Source organism: Membranihabitans marinus, from assembly GCF_021729155.1.
GTDB classification, from domain to species: Bacteria; Bacteroidota; Bacteroidia; order Chitinophagales; family Saprospiraceae; genus Membranihabitans; species Membranihabitans marinus.
Genome location: NZ_JAJQYA010000002.1, coordinates 266,160 through 288,878 on the forward strand (window position 1 = coordinate 266,160; position 22,719 = coordinate 288,878).

At 37.4% G+C, this 22,719-nt stretch carries 20 protein-coding genes; 12 read left to right on the top strand and 8 right to left on the bottom strand.

What is annotated here, in order from left to right:
- Window positions 1-49: 49 nt before the first annotated feature.
- The 5 genes from LVD51_RS02365 to LVD51_RS02385 all read left to right on the top strand — a co-directional run bounded on the left by LVD51_RS02365 (window position 50) and on the right by LVD51_RS02385 (window position 3,386).
- Window positions 50-538, top strand: a complete 489-nt coding sequence (locus LVD51_RS02365) for a SixA phosphatase family protein (RefSeq protein WP_236969577.1) — start codon at window positions 50-52, stop codon at window positions 536-538.
- A gap of 1 nt (window position 539) precedes the next feature.
- On the top strand, window positions 540-863 hold the full coding sequence (locus tag LVD51_RS02370) for a hypothetical protein (protein ID WP_236969578.1): 324 nt from the start codon (window positions 540-542) through the stop codon (window positions 861-863).
- Between the two features lie 133 nt (window positions 864-996).
- Entirely contained in the window at window positions 997-1,689 is a 693-nt protein-coding gene (locus LVD51_RS02375; protein ID WP_236969579.1) for a response regulator transcription factor, read from the top strand.
- A 1-nt stretch (window position 1,690) separates the two neighbouring features.
- Window positions 1,691-2,752, top strand: a complete 1,062-nt coding sequence (locus LVD51_RS02380; protein ID WP_236969580.1) for a sensor histidine kinase — start codon at window positions 1,691-1,693, stop codon at window positions 2,750-2,752.
- Between the two features lie 136 nt (window positions 2,753-2,888).
- Complete coding sequence (locus tag LVD51_RS02385) at window positions 2,889-3,386, top strand: helix-turn-helix domain-containing protein (protein ID WP_236969581.1); 498 nt, start codon at window positions 2,889-2,891, stop codon at window positions 3,384-3,386.
- Between the two features lie 147 nt (window positions 3,387-3,533).
- Here the strand turns inward: LVD51_RS02385 and LVD51_RS02390 are convergent, their stop codons facing one another.
- The 8 genes from LVD51_RS02390 to LVD51_RS02425 form a co-directional block, all read right to left on the bottom strand.
- Window positions 3,534-5,315: a MutS-related protein gene (locus tag LVD51_RS02390; protein ID WP_236969582.1), complete on the bottom strand. Its 1,782-nt coding sequence runs from the start codon at window positions 5,313-5,315 to the stop codon at window positions 3,534-3,536.
- A gap of 24 nt (window positions 5,316-5,339) precedes the next feature.
- A complete protein-coding gene (locus LVD51_RS02395) occupies window positions 5,340-5,813 on the bottom strand; it encodes an OsmC family protein (RefSeq protein ID WP_236969583.1) in 474 nt (157 codons plus the stop codon).
- 3 nt (window positions 5,814-5,816) lie between these two features.
- A complete protein-coding gene (locus LVD51_RS02400; protein ID WP_236969584.1) occupies window positions 5,817-6,173 on the bottom strand; it encodes a hypothetical protein in 357 nt (118 codons plus the stop codon).
- Window position 6,174: 1 nt separating this feature from the next.
- A complete protein-coding gene (locus LVD51_RS02405) occupies window positions 6,175-6,921 on the bottom strand; it encodes an SDR family NAD(P)-dependent oxidoreductase (RefSeq protein ID WP_236969585.1) in 747 nt (248 codons plus the stop codon).
- A 241-nt stretch (window positions 6,922-7,162) separates the two neighbouring features.
- Window positions 7,163-8,056: a 23S rRNA pseudouridine(2604) synthase RluF gene (gene rluF, locus LVD51_RS02410; protein ID WP_236969586.1), complete on the bottom strand. Its 894-nt coding sequence runs from the start codon at window positions 8,054-8,056 to the stop codon at window positions 7,163-7,165.
- Between the two features lie 50 nt (window positions 8,057-8,106).
- Window positions 8,107-9,879, bottom strand: coding sequence for a signal peptide peptidase SppA (gene sppA, locus LVD51_RS02415; RefSeq protein WP_236969587.1), 1,773 nt, complete (start codon window positions 9,877-9,879; stop codon window positions 8,107-8,109).
- 211 nt (window positions 9,880-10,090) lie between these two features.
- Window positions 10,091-10,606: a 2-amino-4-hydroxy-6-hydroxymethyldihydropteridine diphosphokinase gene (folK, locus tag LVD51_RS02420; protein WP_236969588.1), complete on the bottom strand. Its 516-nt coding sequence runs from the start codon at window positions 10,604-10,606 to the stop codon at window positions 10,091-10,093.
- The gene (locus LVD51_RS02425) at window positions 10,590-12,212 is read right to left on the bottom strand and encodes an alanine/glycine:cation symporter family protein (protein ID WP_236969589.1); all 1,623 of its coding nucleotides are present in this window, start codon (window positions 12,210-12,212) and stop codon (window positions 10,590-10,592) included. Before LVD51_RS02425 ends, folK begins: the two co-directional genes overlap by 17 nt.
- 731 nt (window positions 12,213-12,943) lie before the next feature.
- Here LVD51_RS02425 and LVD51_RS02430 point away from each other — a divergent pair.
- From LVD51_RS02430 to LVD51_RS02460, 7 genes are all read left to right on the top strand, one after another.
- Entirely contained in the window at window positions 12,944-13,738 is a 795-nt protein-coding gene (locus LVD51_RS02430; protein WP_236969612.1) for a thymidylate synthase, read from the top strand.
- 126 nt (window positions 13,739-13,864) lie between these two features.
- Complete coding sequence (locus LVD51_RS02435) at window positions 13,865-15,277, top strand: cytochrome c3 family protein (protein WP_236969590.1); 1,413 nt, start codon at window positions 13,865-13,867, stop codon at window positions 15,275-15,277.
- 59 nt (window positions 15,278-15,336) lie between these two features.
- Window positions 15,337-18,561 (top strand): TAT-variant-translocated molybdopterin oxidoreductase, encoded by a 3,225-nt coding sequence (locus tag LVD51_RS02440; RefSeq protein ID WP_236969591.1) that lies wholly within the window; start codon window positions 15,337-15,339, stop codon window positions 18,559-18,561.
- A gap of 19 nt (window positions 18,562-18,580) precedes the next feature.
- A complete protein-coding gene (gene nrfD, locus LVD51_RS02445; RefSeq protein ID WP_236969592.1) occupies window positions 18,581-19,996 on the top strand; it encodes an NrfD/PsrC family molybdoenzyme membrane anchor subunit in 1,416 nt (471 codons plus the stop codon).
- A gap of 10 nt (window positions 19,997-20,006) precedes the next feature.
- On the top strand, window positions 20,007-20,537 hold the full coding sequence (locus LVD51_RS02450; RefSeq protein ID WP_236969593.1) for a DUF3341 domain-containing protein: 531 nt from the start codon (window positions 20,007-20,009) through the stop codon (window positions 20,535-20,537).
- Window positions 20,538-21,365, top strand: a complete 828-nt coding sequence (locus LVD51_RS02455; RefSeq protein ID WP_236969594.1) for a c-type cytochrome — start codon at window positions 20,538-20,540, stop codon at window positions 21,363-21,365.
- Window positions 21,366-21,397: 32 nt separating this feature from the next.
- Entirely contained in the window at window positions 21,398-22,708 is a 1,311-nt protein-coding gene (locus tag LVD51_RS02460; protein ID WP_236969596.1) for a hypothetical protein, read from the top strand.
- Window positions 22,709-22,719: the final 11 nt, after the last annotated feature.

Sequence of the window (22,719 nt, forward strand, 5' to 3'; positions counted from 1 at the left end):
AACTAATTTTCAATATATTTAACCACAAACTTGCCAAATAAATTAACAGATGAAGAATTTTTGCCTAATTAGACACGCCAAATCCGATAGAGATCACCTGTCCTACGGGGATTTTGATCGTCCTTTGCACAAGCGCGGTCGATCCGATGCCTATATGATGGCCGATATATTACATAAAGACCGTGTGGTATTCGATATGCATCTCTATTCTACGGCTTTAAGAGCCAAGCAGACAGAAAATATTTTTGAAGAAATTTTGGGGCATTCCGGTTTGATCCGAAAATCTTCCGACGATCTATACTTGCCTTCAGCAGCTACGATATGGCGACATGTGCAAGGCCTTGATGAATCTATATCTCACCCTGCACTATTTGCCCACAATTTTGGTATTGAAGATTTTGTTCACAGTATGGATTCAAGCATTCGAGTACCGACTTGCTTTGTAGGGTTTTTCGAATCCGAAGTGACTAGATGGCAGGATATTTCTGTCCAGAACACGGAAATAATCCATTATCTTTACCCCAAAATGTTTAGATAATATGCGATTTCTTGCTTGGTTGTTTTTGTTTTGTGGCTTGGTGAGTTGCAATGAATATGTGGTTGATCGGTATGAATATGATGAATTGGTGTCTTTGATGTTGGATGCCCATACCTTGGGATTGGTTTACAACCGACAAGATGTAAAGAACGATTCTTTAAAAATGGAATATTATAAAATTTTAGAAGATCGATATCATTTATCTCATGATGATTTTCAAGTATTGATGAATGAATTAATGGAAAATGCAGAGTTATATGAAAAAATTTTTGACTCTATGAATAAGAAATTAGAGGGAATGGAAAGGCGTGGATTGTTGGAATAACAATAGAAATTGAAATGATTTAATTTTTCTATCCCATAATCTGGACTTAAACTACGGTTATTCTGCTTAAAATAGAATTAACGCTGAATTAACATTGTAGCCTTTACCTTTGGTACATAAATAACCAGATAATATGAGCAATTATAAGCCTAGCATTTTAATCGTCGATGATGAGGAGGATATTCTAGAATTTATTTCTTATAATTTAGAGAAAGAAAATTTCCAAGTATTCACAGCCAACAATGGTAGAGATGCATTGAAGACGGCCAATGTAGAAAAGCCCGATTTAATCATCCTCGATATCATGATGCCAGAAATGGATGGGGTTGAAGTATGTAAGTTATTGAGACAAGATGAGCGTTTTAATGAAACCATTATTGCCTTTTTGACTGCCCGAGGTGAAGATTATATTCACACTTCTAGTTTGGATGTAGGTGGGGATGATTTTATCAATAAACCTATTAAACCCAGTGTATTGGTCAGCAGGATTAATGCACTTCTGAGAAGAACCTCTAAATTCAAAGCCAGCACGGAAGCTCCAGCCCATATTATATTGGGAGACTTGGAATTGGATGAAGAATCCTTTTTGGTTAAAAAATTGGGCGAGGAATTAGAGTTGCCTAGAAAAGAATTTCAGATATTGGCATTATTAATGTCCAAACCGGGAAAAGTATTTTCACGCGATGTGATTTTTAGAAAAATATGGGGAGCCGATGTTATAGTGGGCAATCGTACCATAGATGTACATATTCGAAAATTGCGGGAGAAGATAGGAGAACAATACATTAAGACGGTAAAGGGTATCGGATATAAATTTGATTTTTAGTATGTTTAAAAATGTAACGCCCAGACAAATAGCTATTTATACTGCATTGATTGTGTCCGTTGTCGAATCTTTACTGTTGATGTTTATCATTCAGTTTTTTGATTTCGACAGCAATTGGGTCAATTATCTTTTCTTATTTATTGGGTCGTTGATTTTTACCTACATTATAATTTTATTGGTTGTTCAGAAGTTTATCTTCCGCAAAATAAAATTGATTTATAAAAACATTCGAGATTTTCGCGTGGGGAAAATAAAGAAAGGGATTGAACCTGAAATCGATGTCGATTCTAATGTTTTTGAAAATGTGGAATTTGAAGTCAAGGAATGGACGGCGCAAAAACAAAAAGAAATCGAAGAACTTCGATTGTTAGAGAATTATCGGAGAGAATATATTGGCAATGTGGCCCATGAATTGAGAACTCCGGTATTTAATATTCAAGGCTATGTGCACACCTTACTCGATGGTGGCCTACAAGACGAAAACATTAATGAAGTCTATCTCAACAAGGCCGCACTCAATGTGGAAAGATTGATTACCGTGATTGAAGATCTCGATGTGATTTCAAAATTGGAGTCGGGTAAGATGATCTTGGAAATGCAAAATTTCGATATACGCCAATTAGTGGAAGAGGTATTTATGGAATTGGAGATGAAGGCCATAAACAAAGATATTAATCTCAATTTTAAAGAAGGAGCGGGTAGTGGCTACATTGTAACCGCGGATAGAGAATCTATTCGAACGGTATTCAATAATTTAATTAGCAATTCTATAAAATACGGTAAAACAGGAGGAAAAACCAATGTGGGTTTTTACGATATGGAAGGCTATCTCTTGGTAGAAGTCTCTGACAATGGTATCGGGATTGAACAAAAACATTTGCGACACCTCTTCGATCGATTTTATCGGGTAGATAAGAGTAGATCACGCAAAGAAGGTGGATCTGGGTTGGGCTTGTCTATTGTCAAACATGTCTTGGAAGCTCACAATGAACCCATCAATGTTCGATCTACTCCAGGAGTGGGAACGACATTTGGATTTACCATGCGCAAGGCCAAGATGTAATCTAAACTTACCAGGTTTCTATTTTTATGTATATTATTTTATATAATTATGGATATATTTTTCTGTAAATCAACAAGATTTTTAAGTTTAACTCTATAATGGCGGTATTCGATGAATTTAAGGGTATATTGCCGCCATGGGAAAAATTCAAGAAATTTATATAAAAGAATCTTTAGAGGATTTAAACAGAATTAAAAGTGCTCAAACTACCCTAAAGTTTGAAAAAAGGGTGTTGGCTTTGATAAGAATTAAGAGGGGTGATTCTGGAACTCGAAACCAGCTGGCGAATTACTTGGGTGTGGGAAAAAGAACATTGGAGAAGTGGTTGTCTATTTATTCAAGTCATGGAATAGAAGAATTAACCAATATTAAACCTCGACGAACCTCTTCTAAAATTATTACTCCAGAAATACATCAAGGCCTAGAGGAAAAACTAAAGGATACCGAAAACCCATTTTTAAGTTATTATGATGCCCAGCACTGGGTGGAGAAAGAATTTGGAGTAAGTGTGAACTACCATTGGTTGCGAAAGTATATGTTGACAAAATTTGATACAAAAATCCTTTCATCACCAACAGATTCGGGAAACCATGCTGATGATCAACCTGATCCATCGGTAAAACCTAAAGTATAAGTTAGATTTCCTCAGTATTATATCCTTTACTTAGATGTAGATGTGATATCGCTTGTTTGTATTGATATTGAATTGTTTATACATGTGGATTTTGCATTTATATACAAGTATATGTTTGTATAATTCTATGTTTATTTAAGTTCTTTCTTAAATAATGCCCATTTTTTCCATTAAAAACGTAGCATTTTTATGTACAGCCACACCTTTTTTGATTTTATAATCAAAGAATAGTTCATCCTTTTGAATGGTACTTTCAAAACTGTAATTTTGTATTCCAGGGCTGTGACTGGCTTCCAATTTGGATAGTTCCAAGTCATGGGTTGCCAATAGGGTATAGGCGTTTTTCTCCAAAAGTTTTAGGATGTATTGCTTGCTTCCGTAATATTTGTCTTCGGAGTTGGTTCCCCTTAGTATTTCATCTAATAGGACCAGTGCAGGCTTTGATTGAACTTTGTCCACGGCTTCAACAATCATTTTCAATCTTTTTATTTCATCGAAAAACAATGAAGTGTTTTCTTGGAGAGAATCCGATTTTCGAAAGGAAGAGTATATGGGCAAAATACTGGTATGGAATTCATCGGCGGCTACCACGCTTCCGCATGAGGCCAATATTTGATTGACCCCTATGGCTCTTAAGAAGGTACTTTTTCCCGACATATTCGAACCTGTAACCAACATTACTTTAAAAGGAAGACCTATTTCAAATGAATTGCCAGTGTTTTTGTCGTCTGGAATAAAGGGATGTCTGATGTTGTGGCCTTTAATTTCCTGTCCTTTCGACTGAATATTTGGAAAGGTATAACTGGGATTGTTATAGGCAAAATTAGCGAGAGAGAATATGGTCTCAAATCGACCGATGGCATCTTTCCAATCAGGGATATTGGTTTTGTTTTTACGGTGCCAATCGTGTATTTTATACGTCATCCAAAGATCGAATCCAAAGATTCCGTTTAGGAGTAAGCCCACGATAACATTGTTTCTACTGTCCAATAAATTAAGGGACTTGTCCAATTCTTGGGTCGCCATCATCCCTGATGAACAGGATTGTAATAATTGTTGGAGTTCAGTCGAATTGGGTTTTTGACTTAAGATGGATTGAACAGCTGGAATTAATAGTTTAAGCCCCTTTAGTTCTGCATTGCATCGGAAGATGATAGCCTGAGTGTTTTTTAAAAAAAGTCCAGCAATGACAATATTAAAAATAAATCCATATAATAGAATATTGTTATTTCCATTTACGGTGTAAAATAGGATAGTAATCAATGTAATCACTATGGGCAACCATCTTAAATATTTAATTTTTTTGCTTTGAGATATTGACATTAAAGCCTTTTCTGGCTGAAATTCCGCTTTGATACTGTCGTCGTTCTGTATCTCCAAGCCATGGGCTAAAAAAGATTGTCTAACGTCCAACCATTGGATGGATTCTGCAATACTCTCCTGCCTTTGCATGGCGGTATTGTCGTCTAATGGTTGGTTGAGGAATTGATTGGATAGATATTCCTGACCTGTCTTGGTAAAGCAGCGATTGATGATATGGTAGAGGGATAGAGGACCAAAGATGTCTAGGTCGTTGGAATAACTACCTTCTTGGTGATAGATGTGGCCATCGAAATAGGTTGTAGGACGTCGGTGAATGCTTTCAATTTCTTCAGCATTAATCTCTTTTTTGTTTTTTAGGATTTTAATGTCGTATTGTGCATTGGCGTGTATTTTGACTATATATAGAAAACCAGCCACCAGTGCCAAACCAATGATAACATAGAGTAAACTGTTGTTGTCTGGTTTACTGGCGTAATAAAACGCAAATACTGCCAATAAAAACACAATAAATCTAGCCCAAGAAAAGAGGTTTACTTTCCGCTGAGCAATAGCAATGGTTTGTGAAAGATTGTTTATTCTTTCACCGTAAATTTCAATAGGATTCATGGACTCGATAGTGGTTTTCAGAGATTATTTTTCGATGATAATTTGGGGTTTAATATGGATGTCGAATTTAAAGGAATCGGCAATAATACATTTCTGGTGTGATTCTTCGTGTAGTTTTACGGCCAAGTCCGATTGATCTTCATTGTTAATGGTCACTGTTGGTCTTAAGGTAACTTCGATAAATCGTCCGAGTCCAAATTCTTTAACTTCAATGGTTCCTGAGGGATGGTCTTTGTAGTCCATGACGACTAAGTTATTGGCCGCAGCCAAATGGAGGTACCACAACATATGGCAAGAAGCGATAGAGGATATCAATAATTCTTCGGGATTGTATCGGTCTTTATTGCCTCGAAAGGCTGGATCGGCTGAACCAAGGATGTCTGGTTTATTGATGGCTGATAAAGTAAATTTTCGATCGTATGCTGTGTATTCATAGGTTCCTGCTCCGCGATTTCCAGTCCAAGAAAGCTGAAGATCATAAGAATGTATTTTCGCCATATTCTAATTTTTTTGTGAATTGGATTCTTTTAATTTTTTAATGTGAATTCTGTCCAAAATCAAAGTTACAATAAATACCCCGAAAAGAATGATTCCAATGCTACCCAAGAACCAAGTAAACCAATTGGAGGAGTTGTTTTTCCAAAGTTTGTAAAACATCCAACCAATAGCCAAAAATGCTGTGCAATGGGCATAATGAAAAATATATTTTTTAATTATCCACTTATTTGGATTTTTGGGAATGGCCAAGGGAGACACATTAACTATGTAGAAAATAAGGGCTACAATAACGGCCAGGATGGTCCAATATAAATAAGATATGCCCAAAAAGGCTAATACGATATCTAAAATTATCTTCATATTATACAATATAACTTCCGCCATTAATATTGAAATTATTGCCAGTGGCATATGCTGCCTGTCCAGAGATAAGGAGTTGAATCATGGGAATCATATCTTCCACTTCCATTATCGCTGGTATTTCTTGCTCATCAATCACCGATTGAAGGCCATCTATTTCAATTTTTTGTCGAGCCATCGCCGTATTTATCCATCCCGGGGAAATGGAATAACAGTATATATTGTGTTTTGCTCCAGCTCTAGCCATGGTTTTGGTCAGTCCATACATTCCACTTTTTGAAGCTGCATAAGCCATGTATTCGATGTCGTCACCGCGTTGGCCTGCTCTAGAGGAAACATTAAGTATGATACCAGATCCGCGTTTTTTAAATTCGAGAAAACACAGACTCGACAATAAAGCTGCAGCCTTCAAATTGATGTTTATGGTTTTGTTCCATACATCCATCCAACTATTAGGATGATGCCATGCAGCTTTCAAATATACTCCTGCATTGTTAATTAATACATCTATTTTCCCAAAATCTTTAATACATTTTGTTAAAAAATTTTTGATTTCTACATCAGATTCTAGATTGACCCTGTAGGACATCATAATGGAAGCAGGATTTAGTTTTATGGTATGGGGGATGGGGTGTTTGTAGTACTGCAATGCCAGATTGTACCCACTTTCTGATAGGGCTTGAGCCAAGGCTATACCTACGCCTCCGCTAGCTCCGGTAATAATGACTACTTTATTGTCCTTTTCCATAGTTATAAGTTAGTCTTTTTTACAGAAATAACCATGATTTTTTGTGAAAAATGGTTATTTCTCGCCATGATTACCCTAATTCATGTGGTCAGTTGATTGTTTTTGTGTAAACCTATTTTAGGACAAGACATGACTTCGTCCTGCCCTGACATATTTCGTCCTTTCAAGGCAGTCCTTTGAACATAAACAATTGTCTTTACCGAAATATATCCATTACCATAAACATGGTAATTCGTATAATTTATTTTTTCTTGTGGTTTTTGTATTTTTTCGAACGGACATTTTCTTCTTTATTCACCTTTCGACCAGAATGTCGGCTTGATTTTCGACCAGACTGTTGCCCAGATTTTTTCACAAAACCCAAGGATTTTCGCTTGGGACGAGTGACGACTTGGGTTTCACTGGCCGTTTTTGTAGAGTCGGACACTAAATTTTGAATTTCTCTTACTTCCTTGGAACTCAAATACCTCCATTGCCCTGATTTAATACCTTGCAATGTGATGTTCATAATCCTTATCCGCTCTAATTGCGTCACCTCATATCCCAAATACTCCGTCATCCTCCTTATTTGACGATTCAGGCCCTGGGTCAGCACAATGATGAAGTTGTGGGCATCCATTTGGGTTACCTTACAGGGCAAGGTCGTGGTTCCCAATATGGGAATGCCACTGCTCATTTTCTTAATAAATTGGGCGTTGATGGCTTTGTCTACCGTAACTAAATATTCCTTCTCGTGATGGTTGGTGGCCCGCAATATCTTGTTGACAATGTCGCCGTCATTGGTTAAAAAGATGAGGCCTTGAGAGGGTTTGTCCAATCTACCGATGGGAAACAACCTTTCTTTATGACCTACAGCCTTGACGATGTTTTTAGGTTCTTTGGAATCCGTGGTCGATACGATACCCACAGGCTTATTGTATGCGATATATATGGCTTTGGCCTTGGGGCTTACTTTTCGACCGTTGACTTTGACAATATCCTTGTCAATGACCCTATTCCCCAATTCGGCCTTCTTGCCATTGATGGTTACTTTGCCCTCCTTAATCAACGCATCGGCCTCTCTTCGAGAACACATACCAGAACTACTGATGTATTTATTGATGCTGGTAGAATCTTGATTGCCTCTTTCCTCCAAGGTTTACATTTTATATAATACTATTAGACGTAGATGTCACCGTCGTTGAATTATTCCCAAATCACTTCCATGGGAATGCGAGCCTGAGGTTTGCTCCAGGCAGATAATTCCTTAACCAAGTTATCCTTAATTAGTTGATGGGCATTGCCCTTGATTAGGTTGATACTAGCATCGAAATTTTCCCCAGTCAATTCTTCTAACAACTTGTATAGTGGTTGTTTGATTTTTGGGTATTCACTTATTCTATAATTTTCAATATTTGCCAAGGATGCAGCCTTTTCAATGGCTAGATCCAGGTCACCCAATTCATCAACAAGTCCGTTGTTTTTAGCTTGGATTCCCGTCCAAACTCTGCCCTGGGCTATTTCATTGACATCGTCGATTGTCATTTTTCTAGCCGCAGAAACTCTTTCCAAGAAAGTGTGATAAATTTCATCAACTTGATCTTGCAATACCGCTTTTTCCTTTTCAGAGGATGGGAAAAACGGCGTAAATGATGCACTAAATTCATTGGTTGTTACCGTGTCTACATTGATCCCCAACTTGTCATTGAAAAGTTGATTGACTTTGGGAAGTAGGAAAAATACTCCAATGGATCCCGTAATTGTTGATGGTTCACTGATAATGTATTCACTGCCAGAGGCTATATAATATCCACCAGATGCTGCATAAGTACCCATGGAAGATACAACTGGTATGCCAGCCTCCTGAATTAACTTTAATTCTCGCCATATTTTTTCTGAGGCCAATGCACTTCCTCCAGGGGAGTCAATCCGAAGTACAACGGCTTTTACATTGTTATCCTCTCTAATACTTCGCAATGTTTTTACATAACTGTCTCCGGAAATGCTACCATAGCGTTCCTCTCCATCATGGATTTCTCCTTCGGCGTAGACGACGGCTATTTTATTCTTTTCGGTTAATTTATGGGTCAATGGTTTGGCTGTGAAATAATCGTCTAGAGATTTCATGTTGATTTTTTCATCGGAAGCCAAACCTAATTTTTCTCTTATCATGGCCATGACTTCATCCTCATAACCAATTTTGTCAACCAAATTGTTTTCCAAGGCCAGTTTAGCACTTCTAGAGCTGTAATCGTTGATGATTTTTTGAAGTTGTATACTGTCTATTCCTCTATTGGCTTCAATATCATCTAATAAAATATTGTTCATAGATCCCAGGTAAGATCTAGTTTGCAATTTGTTGGACTCGCTCATTTTAGACAACCTAAATGGTTCGGTAGCACTCTTAAACTTGCCTGCAAAATAGGTCTCGAATTCTACCCCAATTTTGTCGGATAGACTTTTGAAATGCGGCACTACTGCAGCCATACCTCTTAGATCTATACTGCCGTTAGGGAAAATGGCTATCTCATCGGCATTGCTGGCTAGGTGATAGGCTGAGTTGGTATAATAATCACTGTAGGCTATGACGAATTTGCCAGAAGTTTTAAACTTTTTTATGGCGTCTTCAAGGATTTCCCTCTTGGTAAGGCCGAGACTGATATTTTTTAAATTGAGATAGAGACCTTTAATGTTTTTGTCTTCTCCAGCTCGCTCGATTAAGGCGGCGTAATCGTGTATGCCGAGAATATCTTCTTGTTCGAAGATTTGTTCAAAACCTTGGGCATCTGAATTGTTTCTTTTTTCAGGAACGACTTCACTAAAATTTATCTTAAGTACGGTATTTGCCGAAATATCTGGTTTTTGTTTGTCTGCAGAATAAAATACAGATCCCATTCCTATTCCGATGAGGATGACGAGGAATATGGCCAATAAAACACCTAAACAAGAACCTAATACTGATTGAAAGAAAGTTCGCATATTTCTTATGTTGATTTGTCTAGCAATATTAATTAATAAAAAACACTTATTAACATTCAATAGACCAGATCCGTGATCTATTAGATTAAAATAGAATAATTATCTGATTAAAAATAATTCGGTTTAATATTTTGTTCAAAAATCAATGAATCCCTTAGCCATTATTTATTTTTGGATAGACTTTAAAATCAATTATTCTCGCAATGGATTTTTACACTTCTAAGTGTTTTGCAAATGGCTCCACAATCGATTGGTCAGGGCAGTCGGCATCGATTTGATATATTGGTTTGTGAAAATGGGGGTCTTCATAATTGGGAAGAATATCCATTAAAGGTTTGAGTACAAAATTTCTCAAATGGTAGTGGGGGTGAGGAATGATGAGGTCGTCCTTTTCAATTACCAGTGAGTCATAAAAAATTATATCGATATCTATTTCTCTTTGATGCCAACGATCTCGGACTTTTCTTCCTAATTTTTTTTCAATGGCTTTAATGATTTTCAATGATTCTAGCGGACTGTGTAATGTGTCCACCATAAGAACAGAATTTAAAAAATCACCTTGATCTTCATATCCCCAAGCCATACTTTGATAGACAGGGGAAGATAATACTATCCTCCCCAGGTCCATTTCTATAGCTTTGTATGCAGAAGTTAAATATTGTAAACGATGTCCTAGATTTGAGCCCAAACCGAGGACACAGCAATGATATTTACAAATCTTTGTCAAATTTCTGATTTATTGCTTTAATGTATTTTTTCATTTCAACTTTCACTTTAGGAGAAAGAATGATTAATCCGATCATATTGGGGAATACCATGGCTAAAATCATGGCATCTGAAAATTTGATTACGGCATCTAAAGTTGCGGCAGAACCGATGATGATGAAAAATAAAAACAAAATTTTATAAGTCAATCCACTTTTTTCTGATCGACCGAAAAGGTACATCCATGATTGCAATCCATAATAAGACCATGACAACATGGTAGAGAAAGCAAATAATACAATGGCTATGGTCAATACATAGGAAAATCCAGGAATAACTGCTTCAAAGGCTTTGGAAGTCAAATCTACACCACCTACAGAAGAACCATCGGCATTGAGTATTACATTTGAAGCCGAGTCGATTACACCATAAGTAAACTGACCATCCATATTAAATAGGATAATGACCAAAGCCGTCATAGTACAGATCACTACGGTGTCGATAAATGGTTCCAATAAAGAAACGACACCTTCACTGGCTGGATGCTTGGTCTTTACTGCTGAGTGCACAATGGCGGCAGATCCCACACCGGCCTCATTTGAAAAGGCTGCCCTTCGAAATCCTGTAATCAAGACCCCTACCAGACCACCCAATCCTGCACTTGGGGTAAATGCCTCGCTAAAGATCAGTCCGAAAGCAGGGAAAATATATTGATAATGTATGGCAATGATAATCACACAGGCCAATACATAAAATCCCGCCATAAAAGGAACTACTCTTTCTGTTACGACAGCAATTCGTTTAATTCCTCCGATGATTACAATCCCTACGAGTATAGCTATAAATAAACCTAGAACGGTTTTGATAAATCCGGACTCCAATCCAAATTGGGTAACTACTTGGGCAACAGCTTGATTGGCTTGGAATGCATTTCCTCCACCAAAAGAAGCACCCACACCGAGAACAGCAAATAAAACGGCCAAGGTTTTACCGAATTTACTCATACCCATTTCTTTCAACCCTTTGGATAAATAGTACATGGGACCACCGTATACCACTCCATTTTCAACGTCTCTGTATTTCACCCCAAGAGTACATTCTACAAATTTTGATGACATTCCCAGCAAACCGGCTATGATCATCCAAAAGGTGGCACCTGGTCCACCCATGGCAATAGCTACGGCGACCCCGGCAATATTTCCCAATCCCACAGTTCCTGAAACGGCAGCGGTCAGGGCTTGAAAATGACTGACTTCACCTTGTCTGCCTTCTATTTTAATAGTATCTGGAATGTCTCCATCTACGGTTGCCAAATCATCACCAGGATGAGCTTCTGGAGCATCTTTTTCAACAAAATCGTATTTTCCTTGTACCACTCGAATGGCCAAAGGAAAACGTCGAATGTTGACAAAATTGAAATATATAGTGAAAAATACTGCACCAGCCACTAGTAATATCAGAACAATAGGAACCGTAAATCCATTCCCAATGGGAACATCTGTTAAAACAAATGTCTCCCAAGCATCGGCAACAGGTGCAAACAAATCATTGATTTTTTTGTCGATACCCTGAGCCATCATTTTAAATGGTGACCAAAGAACGAGAAGAAGTAATAAAATTTTTTTCATCGTTGTTTTATTTCAATTTTTAAGGTTATTTATTCGGTAACTCCATACCGATCTGTTCAATTTTAAGCTAGGGCAACATATTAATGAATTTTATTTGATTTCCCTGCTTGTAGAGGTAAATATCAGTAAGATTTTTGAAAATCAATAAAAATTGCCTAATCGATTGCAAAGATAGATTAGACTTATTTTGTGTTTTTGTGTTTTCCAATCAGAATATTAATGCAGATATCTCAAATGTTCAAATGCCGTAAAATTATTTATTGTAACGCAACAAAAATCATTAAGTTAGAAGGTTATATATATACTATCGTTTTGATGTAAGCTAATCTTTTCCTCTATATCGCAATGTATTCGAATTTATTCTATGAATATTGTGGAAAGTGATACGAGTGAACTATTGTATACCAATAAGGCAGGTGCAAATCTTGAAGGAAAGATGATAGTGAATACAAAAAGATATTTAATCTATTTAAAAGATCGGATTGATATGGAATGTCATGAAATATATGTAATGGCTTTTGTGATTTTATGTTTATATATATATGACATCTATCCAGCTTTTTATTTTGAATTTTGAAATATATAAATGTCTTTAAATAGTTATTTTAATAATTTTTTTTCTCCTAACCTCCACATAATTAGCTGGTTTAAAAATAGAATGAAAATTGTTGGATTTTATTTAACAATATGTACATATTTTGGAATTAATATATATTATCTTTGCCCCCATTATGAAACAATATCTCGATTTATTGTCCCATGTTATGCAACATGGATCCTCAAAATCAGACCGTACTGGTACTGGTACTTCGAGTGTGTTTGGACATCAGATTCGTTTTGATTTAAACGAGGGTTTCCCCTTACTTACTACAAAGAAAATCCATTTAAAGTCTGTGATACATGAACTATTGTGGTTTTTAAAAGGAGATACCAATGTAAAATATCTGCAGGACAATGGGGTGCGTATATGGAATGAATGGGCAGATGAAAACGGTGATTTAGGACCAGTTTATGGTAAGCAATGGAGGAGATGGGTTAGTCCAACAGGTGCGGTAATTGATCAGATTGCTCAAGTGGTGGATATGATAAACCAGCAACCGGACTCGAGACGGCTGGTGGTGAATGCATGGAACGTAGGTGAATTGGAAGAAATGGCATTGAGTCCATGTCATTGTTTGTTTCAATTTTATGTTGCCGATGGCAAATTGTCTTGTCAATTGTACCAACGGTCCGCTGATGTTTTTTTAGGGGTGCCATTTAATATTGCATCGTATGCATTGTTGACTATGATGATGGCGCAGGTAACAAATTTGAAATTGGGAGAGTTTGTACACACCTTTGGGGATGTACATTTATATAATAATCATATAGAGCAAGCAAAATTGCAATTGGGAAGAGAACCATATGGTTTACCTAAGATGAAAATCAATCCAGAGGTAAAATCAATTTTTGAATTTACCTATGACGATTTTCAACTAGAAGACTATCGTTTTCATCCACATATTAAAGCGAAAGTGGCTATTTAATTAGAAATAATCTAAATAGAATATGAATTTGCTAGAGTGTTTGTGAAAAATAGAGTTAATTGTACTTTTGTGAAACTTTGACCAAGCGTTAAAAACATTTAAGAAATTATTTAAAGCCATATGAGAATGTTTAAGCCATTCAGATATATTTTAGGAGTGTTCATGTTTTTGCTTTTAGGGGCTATGACTTCTACTGCGCAGGATGTTGATATTCAATTGGGGCAGAAGCTGTTTCGGGCAAATTGTAATTCATGCCATAACAAAGACATGAAAAGTGATTTGACTGGACCTGCATTGGGGCCTAGTATTGAAGCTTGGAGTGAATTTCCAAGAGAAGATTTGTATGCCTGGGTGCGCAACTCACAAGAGTTGATCGCTAATGGTCATCCAAGAGCTGTTGAGCTTTGGAATGCCTATAAGCCCACGGTAATGACACCGAATCCCAACTTGACGGAGTCGGACATTGAATCAATTTTTGCTTATATTGACGGTGTGTATAGCGGTGCGATTGGAGGACCTCCAGCTGGAGCTGCCGCAGCCGCTGGCGCTGAAACTGCGAGTAGTGGTAGTGGAGTCAATAGAACGTATTTGGTTTTTGGTGTAGTATTCGTATTGTTGATATTGGTCTTTATCCTTTGGAATATATTGGGTAAACTGAGAGAGGTTGAAGCGTCACAAGATGGTGTGGATTACCAAAAGTCAACGTTGAAAGAATTATTTACTAGTAAGTCGGCCATAGGTTTATATGTACTTGCTATTATTATATGCGGAAGTTATTTTACCGTGAATCGTGCTGTTGATTTAAATAGACAGCAAGATTACCAACCTGAACAACCTATTAAGTTTTCACATGAAACTCATGCTGGTTTGCATAAAATCGATTGTCAGTACTGTCACGATGGAGCTCGTAGAAGTAAGCATTCTGTCATCCCTGCCACAAGTACATGTATGAATTGTCATAAAGCAATCCGTAAAGGTTCTACATACGGAACTGCAGAGATTACAAAAATTTACGCTTCTATTGGTTATGATCCATTGAAAGATGCATATATCGAAGATTACGAAGACTTGTCTCAAGATAGTGTGAAGGCTATATTTACAGCGTGGATCGAAGATCAATACGTAGCCGATCAAGGAAGTATGGACTCTAAAGGTGAGAAATTGGTTCAGCAACAGTGGAATGATATCGTGTCTTCATTGACTACCGATGTGAAGCCAAATGTACAAGGCGCTATTCCGTGGGTGAGAATTCACAATTTGCCTGATCACGTGTATTTTAGTCACGAACAGCACGTGTCGGCTGGTGGAGTAGCATGTCAAACTTGTCATGGAGCCATTGAGGAAATGGAAGTTGTAAAACAGCATTCACCATTGTCAATGGGATGGTGTATCAATTGTCACAGAGAAACACAAGTTGATTTCAATAATGAGTACTATAAAGTGTACACCCATTATCATGAAGAAATCAAAGCAGGAACAAGGGGAGGAGTTACCGTGGAAGACATAGGCGGTACTGAGTGTCAAAAATGTCATTATTAATATATTAGGCTTTATCATAATTATATAGTCCAAAGAATAAATTTAAATTCACTCAAACTATGAGTCTAAAGAATAAAGGTCAAATTTGGAATGGTACTGAAGACATAAAGAATTCAGAATCTTTTGTAGAGAAAAAAGAAAATGAGTTTTTTAATCTTCCAATTTTAAACGAATTGAGCAAAGAAGGTGGTCAACAGACTCCCGTGCAAAGTGCCAGTAGAAGAGATTTTTTAAAGTATGTAGGATTTAGTGTCGGTGCAGCAGCTGTAGCAGCAAGTTGTGAGACTCCGGTTCGTAAGGCTATTCCTTATGTAACCAAACCCGATGCTATTGTGCCTGGTGTTGCCACTTACTATGCATCTTCGTTTTTTCAAGGTGGGTATTACTGCCCAGTCTTGGTAAAAACCAGAGAAGGTAGACCCATTAAAATAGAAGGGAATGCCCTTTCCACTTTCTGTGGAGGTGGAACCAGTGCTAGAGTTCAAGCTTCTGTGTTGGATTTATATGATAGAAGTAGATACCAACAGCCTAAGAAAAAGTCGGGAGAAGATTGGACAAATCTTACTTGGAGTGATTTGGATAAAGAGGTTGTACAAAAATTGAAAGGGAGTAAAAATATCCGTGTTGTAACCAATTCCATCATAAGTCCTTCTTATAAAAAAGCGTTGGCGGAATTTCAAGCAACTTATCCTGCAGCTAAGGTGGTTACTTATGATCCAATCTCTTCATCTGCTATTTTGTTGGCTAGTGAAAAGGATTTCGGGGCGAAAGTAATTCCTGGATATGATTTCTCTAAAGCCGACTATATTCTAAGTTTCGGAGCAGATGTTTTGGGTACTTGGATTTCTCCAGTACAATTTGCCAATGAAATTTATAAAAATAGAAAAATATCCAAAGTAAGTGGTGCCAAGATGAATAAACTCGTCATGGTTGAATCACATATGTCTCTGACCGGTTCTAATGCAGATGAAAAAGTATTAATTCGACCTTCAGAGCAAGGTATGGCCATAGCCACCATATACAATTTCTTGAGTGCAGGACCTAAGGTGTCAGTGGGTGGAAGTTTTAGCAATCCCAAAGCGGAAGCTAAATTGAAGAGAATAGCACAAGAATTAAAAAGTTCAAAAACATCAATTGTTGTTTCTGATTCTAATAATACTACAGAGCAGCAATTAATCAATAGAATCAATCAGAGTTTACAGAATATAGGGAAAACGGTAAAACCAAACCAACCTATATATGTAAAACAAGGTGTAGATAAAGACATTCAAGATTTCAAAAACGAATTGGCTGGTAATAAGGTTGATGCGGTTATCTTCTTAGATGATGCCAATCCGGTATACGATACACCATTTGGTAAAGAAATTCAATCTGCATTGGCCAGTGTTTCTTTGGTAGTTTCTTGTAGTAATAGAATAAACGAGACTGCACAAAGTTCTGGTTATGTGGCTCCAGTAGATCACTACTTAGAGGCTTGGGGTGATTTGCAACCCAATGAAGGGCTTCTAGCTATAGTACAACCTACCATTGAGCGATTGTTTGATACTCGAAGCGCCGCCGAATCATTGTTGGTGTGGGCAAATCATTCAATAGCTTCAGCTATCCAAAATGCTAAAAAAGGAGACGAAAGAGCTTATTATAGTTTTATAAAAGATACTTGGAAAACTGATTTGTTTCCAAAACAACAAACCTATAATACTTTCAGATCATTCTGGGAGAATAGTGTACACGATGGATTTAGCTTAACTAATGGCCAAATGGAATCCGTTTCTACTTCGGTTCAGGGAAGCTTAGTCGGTAAAATTACTAGTCCGAGCAGTGAGGAAGTAGAATTGAAGTTGTTTGAATCTATGGGTGTTGGTAATGGAGTATTTGCGAATAATCCTTGGTTACAAGAAATGCCAGATCCTATTACTAGAGTAGTATGGGACAATACTTTACAAGTGCCTTTGCACTGGGATGGTAGCAATCATTTTGAGGTATTCAATGACTTGGAAGAGGATGGTAGTATGGTTGAAGTGTCAGTTAAAGATGCTTCGGTTCAATTGCCTACAGTTCAACAGTTTGGACAACAAGGAAATACAGTATCTACAGCTTTGGGATACGGACGTGAAGTTTGTGGTCAAGCTGGTTTAGATGTAGGAAAAAATTTCTATAGCCAATTGCCAGTTGATGGTGAAGGAAACATACAATATTATGTGCCCGGTGTAAGTGTGAGCAAGGCCAATGGTAAAGATGAAGAATTTGCCATCGTTCAATATCACCATACCATGGGTGTAAGAGGAGAAGATGCAACTGATGGGGGCAAAACCATCAATGTCGATGAAAAGTCAATGATGCATTTCTTCAATGGTTTTCAAGGTTCATTGACCGATAGGACGATCATTCGTCAATCGACCATCAGTGAATTGGAAGAAAATGTAGAACATTTAGTAAAAGAAAGAGAACATGCTCAACACTTAAATGAGCAAACACTATATCCCGATCACGATTATCAATACAAACAAGGTCATCACTGGGGGATGTCGGTTGATTTAACTTCTTGTATTGGTTGTTCTGCTTGTCAAGTAGCTTGTGTAGCGGAAAACAATGTGCCAATAGTTGGTAAAGAAGAGGTTCATAGACATCATGAGATGACTTGGATGCGTATAGATAGATATTACTTTGGAGATGCTGAGAATCCCAATGTAGTGTATCAACCTATGATGTGTCAGCACTGTGACAATGCACCATGTGAGAATGTATGTCCGGTTGCAGCTACCAATCACAGTTCAGAAGGATTGAATCAAATGGCTTACAACAGATGTGTAGGTACTAGATATTGTGCCAATAACTGTCCTTATAAAGTACGTAGATTTAACTGGTTGGATTATACTACTGCGGATTTATTCCCAGTGAACGAGAACAATCCATTTGGAGAAGAAGATTCTTTCTACACCGACAACTTGGTGAGAATGGTTCTAAATCCAGATGTGACGGTTAGATCAAGAGGGGTTATAGAAAAATGTAGCATGTGTGTACAGCGTATACAGGAAGGAAAATTGAAGGCTAAAGTTGAAAATAGAGCTTTGAAAGATGGTGAAATTAAGACGGCCTGTCAAACGGCTTGTCCGACTGGAGCTATTGTTTTCGGAGATATGAATGATAAATCTTCTGAATTGTCAGAGTTGTTGGAAAGTCCATTGACATATTACGCTTTAGAAGAAGTCAACACTAGATCTTCGATAGGATATAAAATGAAGGTTTTAAATAAACCTGCTGAGCAAGAAATAATTGAATCATAAATTTTGAGAATATAATACTATGAGTGCAGTTGTATCACCCATACGCGAACCCTTAATAACGGGTCGAAAATCTTACCACGATATTACGGAAGATATTTGTGCCCCATCGGAAAGGGCGCCCAGTTTAACTTGGGTATTCGCTTTTATCGTAGCCGTAACACTATTGGGCTTCGGTGTTTTTTCGATCTTGTGGACTATCTGGTTTGGGATAGGGTCTTGGAATTTGAATAGAACCATTGGATGGGGATGGGATATCACCAACTTTGTATGGTGGGTAGGTATCGGTCATGCAGGTACCCTGATTTCAGCCATCTTGTTGTTGTTTAGACAAAAATGGCGTACTGGTGTAAATAGAGCCGCTGAGGCCATGACCATATTTGCGGTAATCTGTGCCGCCTTGTTCCCAGGTATACACGTGGGTAGAATGTGGGTTATTTTCTTTTTCTTCCCAGTACCGAATACAAGGGGTCCATTGTGGGTAAACTTTAATTCACCGTTGTTGTGGGATTTATTTGCCATTAGTACATACTTTACAGTTTCGTTATTGTTTTGGTATACTGGTTTGGTCCCAGATTTTGCAACTTTGAGAGACAGAGCAAGTGGATTGCGTAAGAAATTTTACAATTTCCTTTCATTTGGTTGGACAGGATCGGCAAAACACTGGTCTAGATTTGAATCTCTTTCATTGATCTTGGCTGGATTGGCTACACCGCTAGTACTTTCAGTACACACTATTGTATCCTTTGACTTTGCCACTTCAGTTATTCCTGGTTGGCATACAACGATATTCCCTCCATACTTTGTGGCTGGTGCCATCTTCTCTGGTTTCGCCATGGTGCAGACCTTGATGTTGATCACTAGAAAAGTATTGAAATTGGAAGATTATATCACCTTACAACACATAGAATCTATGAACAAGGTAATCTTGTTGACCGGTACTATGGTAGGTGTGGCATATTTAACTGAGTTATTTATCGCTTGGTATTCAGGATATGTATACGAGCAATTCGCCTTCCTGAATAGAGCATTTGGTGTTTATTGGTGGGCATATTTTGCGATGATGACATGTAATGTTTTGTCTCCACAGATATTCTGGTTTAAGAAGATGCGTCGAAGTATTTTTGTGACATTCGTGATGTCTATCTTCGTGAATATCGGTATGTGGTTTGAGCGTTTTGTAATTATTGCAACTACACTAGCTAGAGATTATTTGCCTTCAAGTTGGAGTTATTATACGCCTACATGGGTGGAGATAGGAATTTATTTAGGCACCTTTGGTATCTTCTTTACTTTTTATTTGTTGTTCACTCGAATTGCTCCAGTGGTTGCAATTGCAGAGGTGAAATCTATATTGAAATCTTCAGGGGATCAATATATTGAAGAACATGAGAAGCACTATCAAAAGGCAATAGACAATAAAGTAAAACAGCATTAATTAATACGGGATGGAAACAACGAACAAAAGTATATTATTTGGTTTGTACAATGACGAAGAAATTGTACTTCAGGCCTTAAAGGAGGCCAAAGGTCAGCATCTTGATGTTTACGATGTCGTTTCACCATTTCCTATCCATGGATTGGATCCATTGTTGGGTATTGAAGAATCGCGTCTTCATATTGCTGGATTCTGTTTCGGTTTGGTGGGTACATTGACAGCCTTTTTGGGGATGTCTTGGATCTTTACTAAGGATTGGCCGATGATATTTGGGGGGAAACCATACTGGTCAGTACCTGCATTTATCCCTATTACCTTTGAATTGACAGTATTATTTGCCTCTATTGGTATGGTAATTACTTATTATGCTATCAACGGTATGGGACCTGGTGTAACCAATCCTGTATTACACGATCGATTGACAGATGATAAATTTGCAATTGCCTTTGATGCGGGGAATGCTTCCGAAGATGAAATAAATAAATTCAAGGCTTTCTTGGAGAATACAGGAGCCGATGAAATACAAATGAAAACTATATAGATGAAAAAGTTAGTTCAAATATATACATTAAGTCTATTCCTGTTGGGACTTGGTTTGCTTCAAAGCTGTAGTCCTGCGAAGGATAATAATCCAGGAAGCGAATATATGCCAGATATGTTTCACTCTATAGCATATGAGGCTAACCTAGACGATTACTATTATTACAATACTTGGGGAGATCACCAAGATTACTATAAATTGGCGGTTCCTAGAGAACCTGTTAAAGGAACAATTCCTTTCGGTCAGTTTGCGATGAAAGACGGAAAGTATAGTGATGCAATGGCATCTACTGTGATGGATATAGAAGAGAATGGTTCAGTTCCATCCGAATATGAAAATTCAGAAGAGGGTAGATTGGAAGCAATAGCTTCTATCAGAACAAATCCTTTTCCAATTACCGATGAAGCTTTAGTAATAGGTAAAAATTTATACACGGTTTACTGTGCATTGTGTCACGGTGACAAAGCCGATGGATTGGGTTATTTGGTAAGAGACGACGGTGGTAAATACCCTGTTGCACCGGCCAATTTAATCGATGCCAAATTTGTGGATACAACTGCTGGTGTATTTTATTACGCCATAGAGTATGGTAAAAATGCCATGGGTTCTTACGCTGATAAATTGTCTTATAAAGAGCGTTGGGATGTAATACATTATATCCGTTCTTTGCAAGCAAAAGAAGCAAAATTGGAGTATTCACCTACTAAAAATACATTTATGCCCAATGAAGCGCAAACTGCTAAAATGGTAGCGAGTCATTCGGCGACTGCATCAGTGGTTATGGAAGATGAACATGAAGACAGTCACAGTGAACACGGAACACATTAATAAAATTAGAGCTTTTAAAAAGAGATAGGATAATGAAGCAATTTGAAATATCGAGTAAACAGAAATCTGTACTATTTGGATTTATGGGCGTTGGTTTGCTGTGTTTAATCATCACCTTCTTTATAGACGATGCATATCGTCCAAGGTTTTGGTCTAATTTTTTAATTAATAGTGTATTTTTTACCGGGATATCTTTTATCGCATTGTTTATACTTTGCGCTAAATTTATAGCCTATTCTGGCTGGCAAACGGTATTTAAAAGACTTTGGGAAGCATACACTCAATTTTTAATAGTGGGATTAATTTTAATGGCCATTATTATAGTTGGTTTGTTTGGAGGATTTCATCATCTATATCATTGGAATGATGCTGCATCTTTGGCATCAGATACTTTATTGCAAGGTAAATCTGGGTTTTTAAATGCTGGAGTATATACGGTGTTGACTTTGGGTATTGTCGGTGTATGGTATTTCTTTGCACGTAAAATAAGAGCACTTTCTATCTCTGAAGATGGACAGACAACATTTAGCCGAATAACCCATCAGAAATTGAAAAAATGGTCAGCTGGATTTTTACCTATCGGTGGATTTACTTCTGCTGCATTGGTTTGGTTGTGGATTATGTCAGTAGATGCCCATTGGTATAGCACATTGTATGCATGGTATGTAACGGCTAGTTGGTTGGTATCTATGTTGGCTTTGACAGTATTGTTGTTGCACTACTTCAAGACCTTGGGATATTTTGAATATGTGACTGTGGATCACTTTCACGATTTGGGAAAATATATATTTGGTTTTAGCATATTTTGGACTTATTTGTGGTTCTCACAATTTATGTTGATCTGGTATGGCAATGTTGGGGAGGAAACGATATACTTTAAGACGAGACAAGATCTTTATCCTGCGCTGTTTTACGGGATATTAATTATCAATTTTGTTTTGCCATTTTTCATCCTCTTGCGCAACGATACCAAAAGAAAAACTGGAACTATGGTAGCAGCGAGTGTTATCGTATTTATCGGTCACTGGTTGGACTTTTTCTTAATGATTAAACCTGGTGTACTTCATACTTATCACGAAGTAGCCGGTGGTGGACATGGACATGCAAGTATGAATGCAGATCAATCTATGACTGCTAAATTAATCTCAGATGCTGGAGCACACGGGGCAGAACACGCTTCTACTTTTCAAATGGGCTTCACCATTCCAGGATTTTTAGAATTTGGAACATTTTTAGGGTTTTTAGGACTGTTTTTATATTTCGTTTTTATCCAATTGGGTAAAGCCAATTTAGTTCCTAAAGGAGATCCTTATTTAGGAGAAAGTATGAATCATCACGTTTAAAAATTAATTAA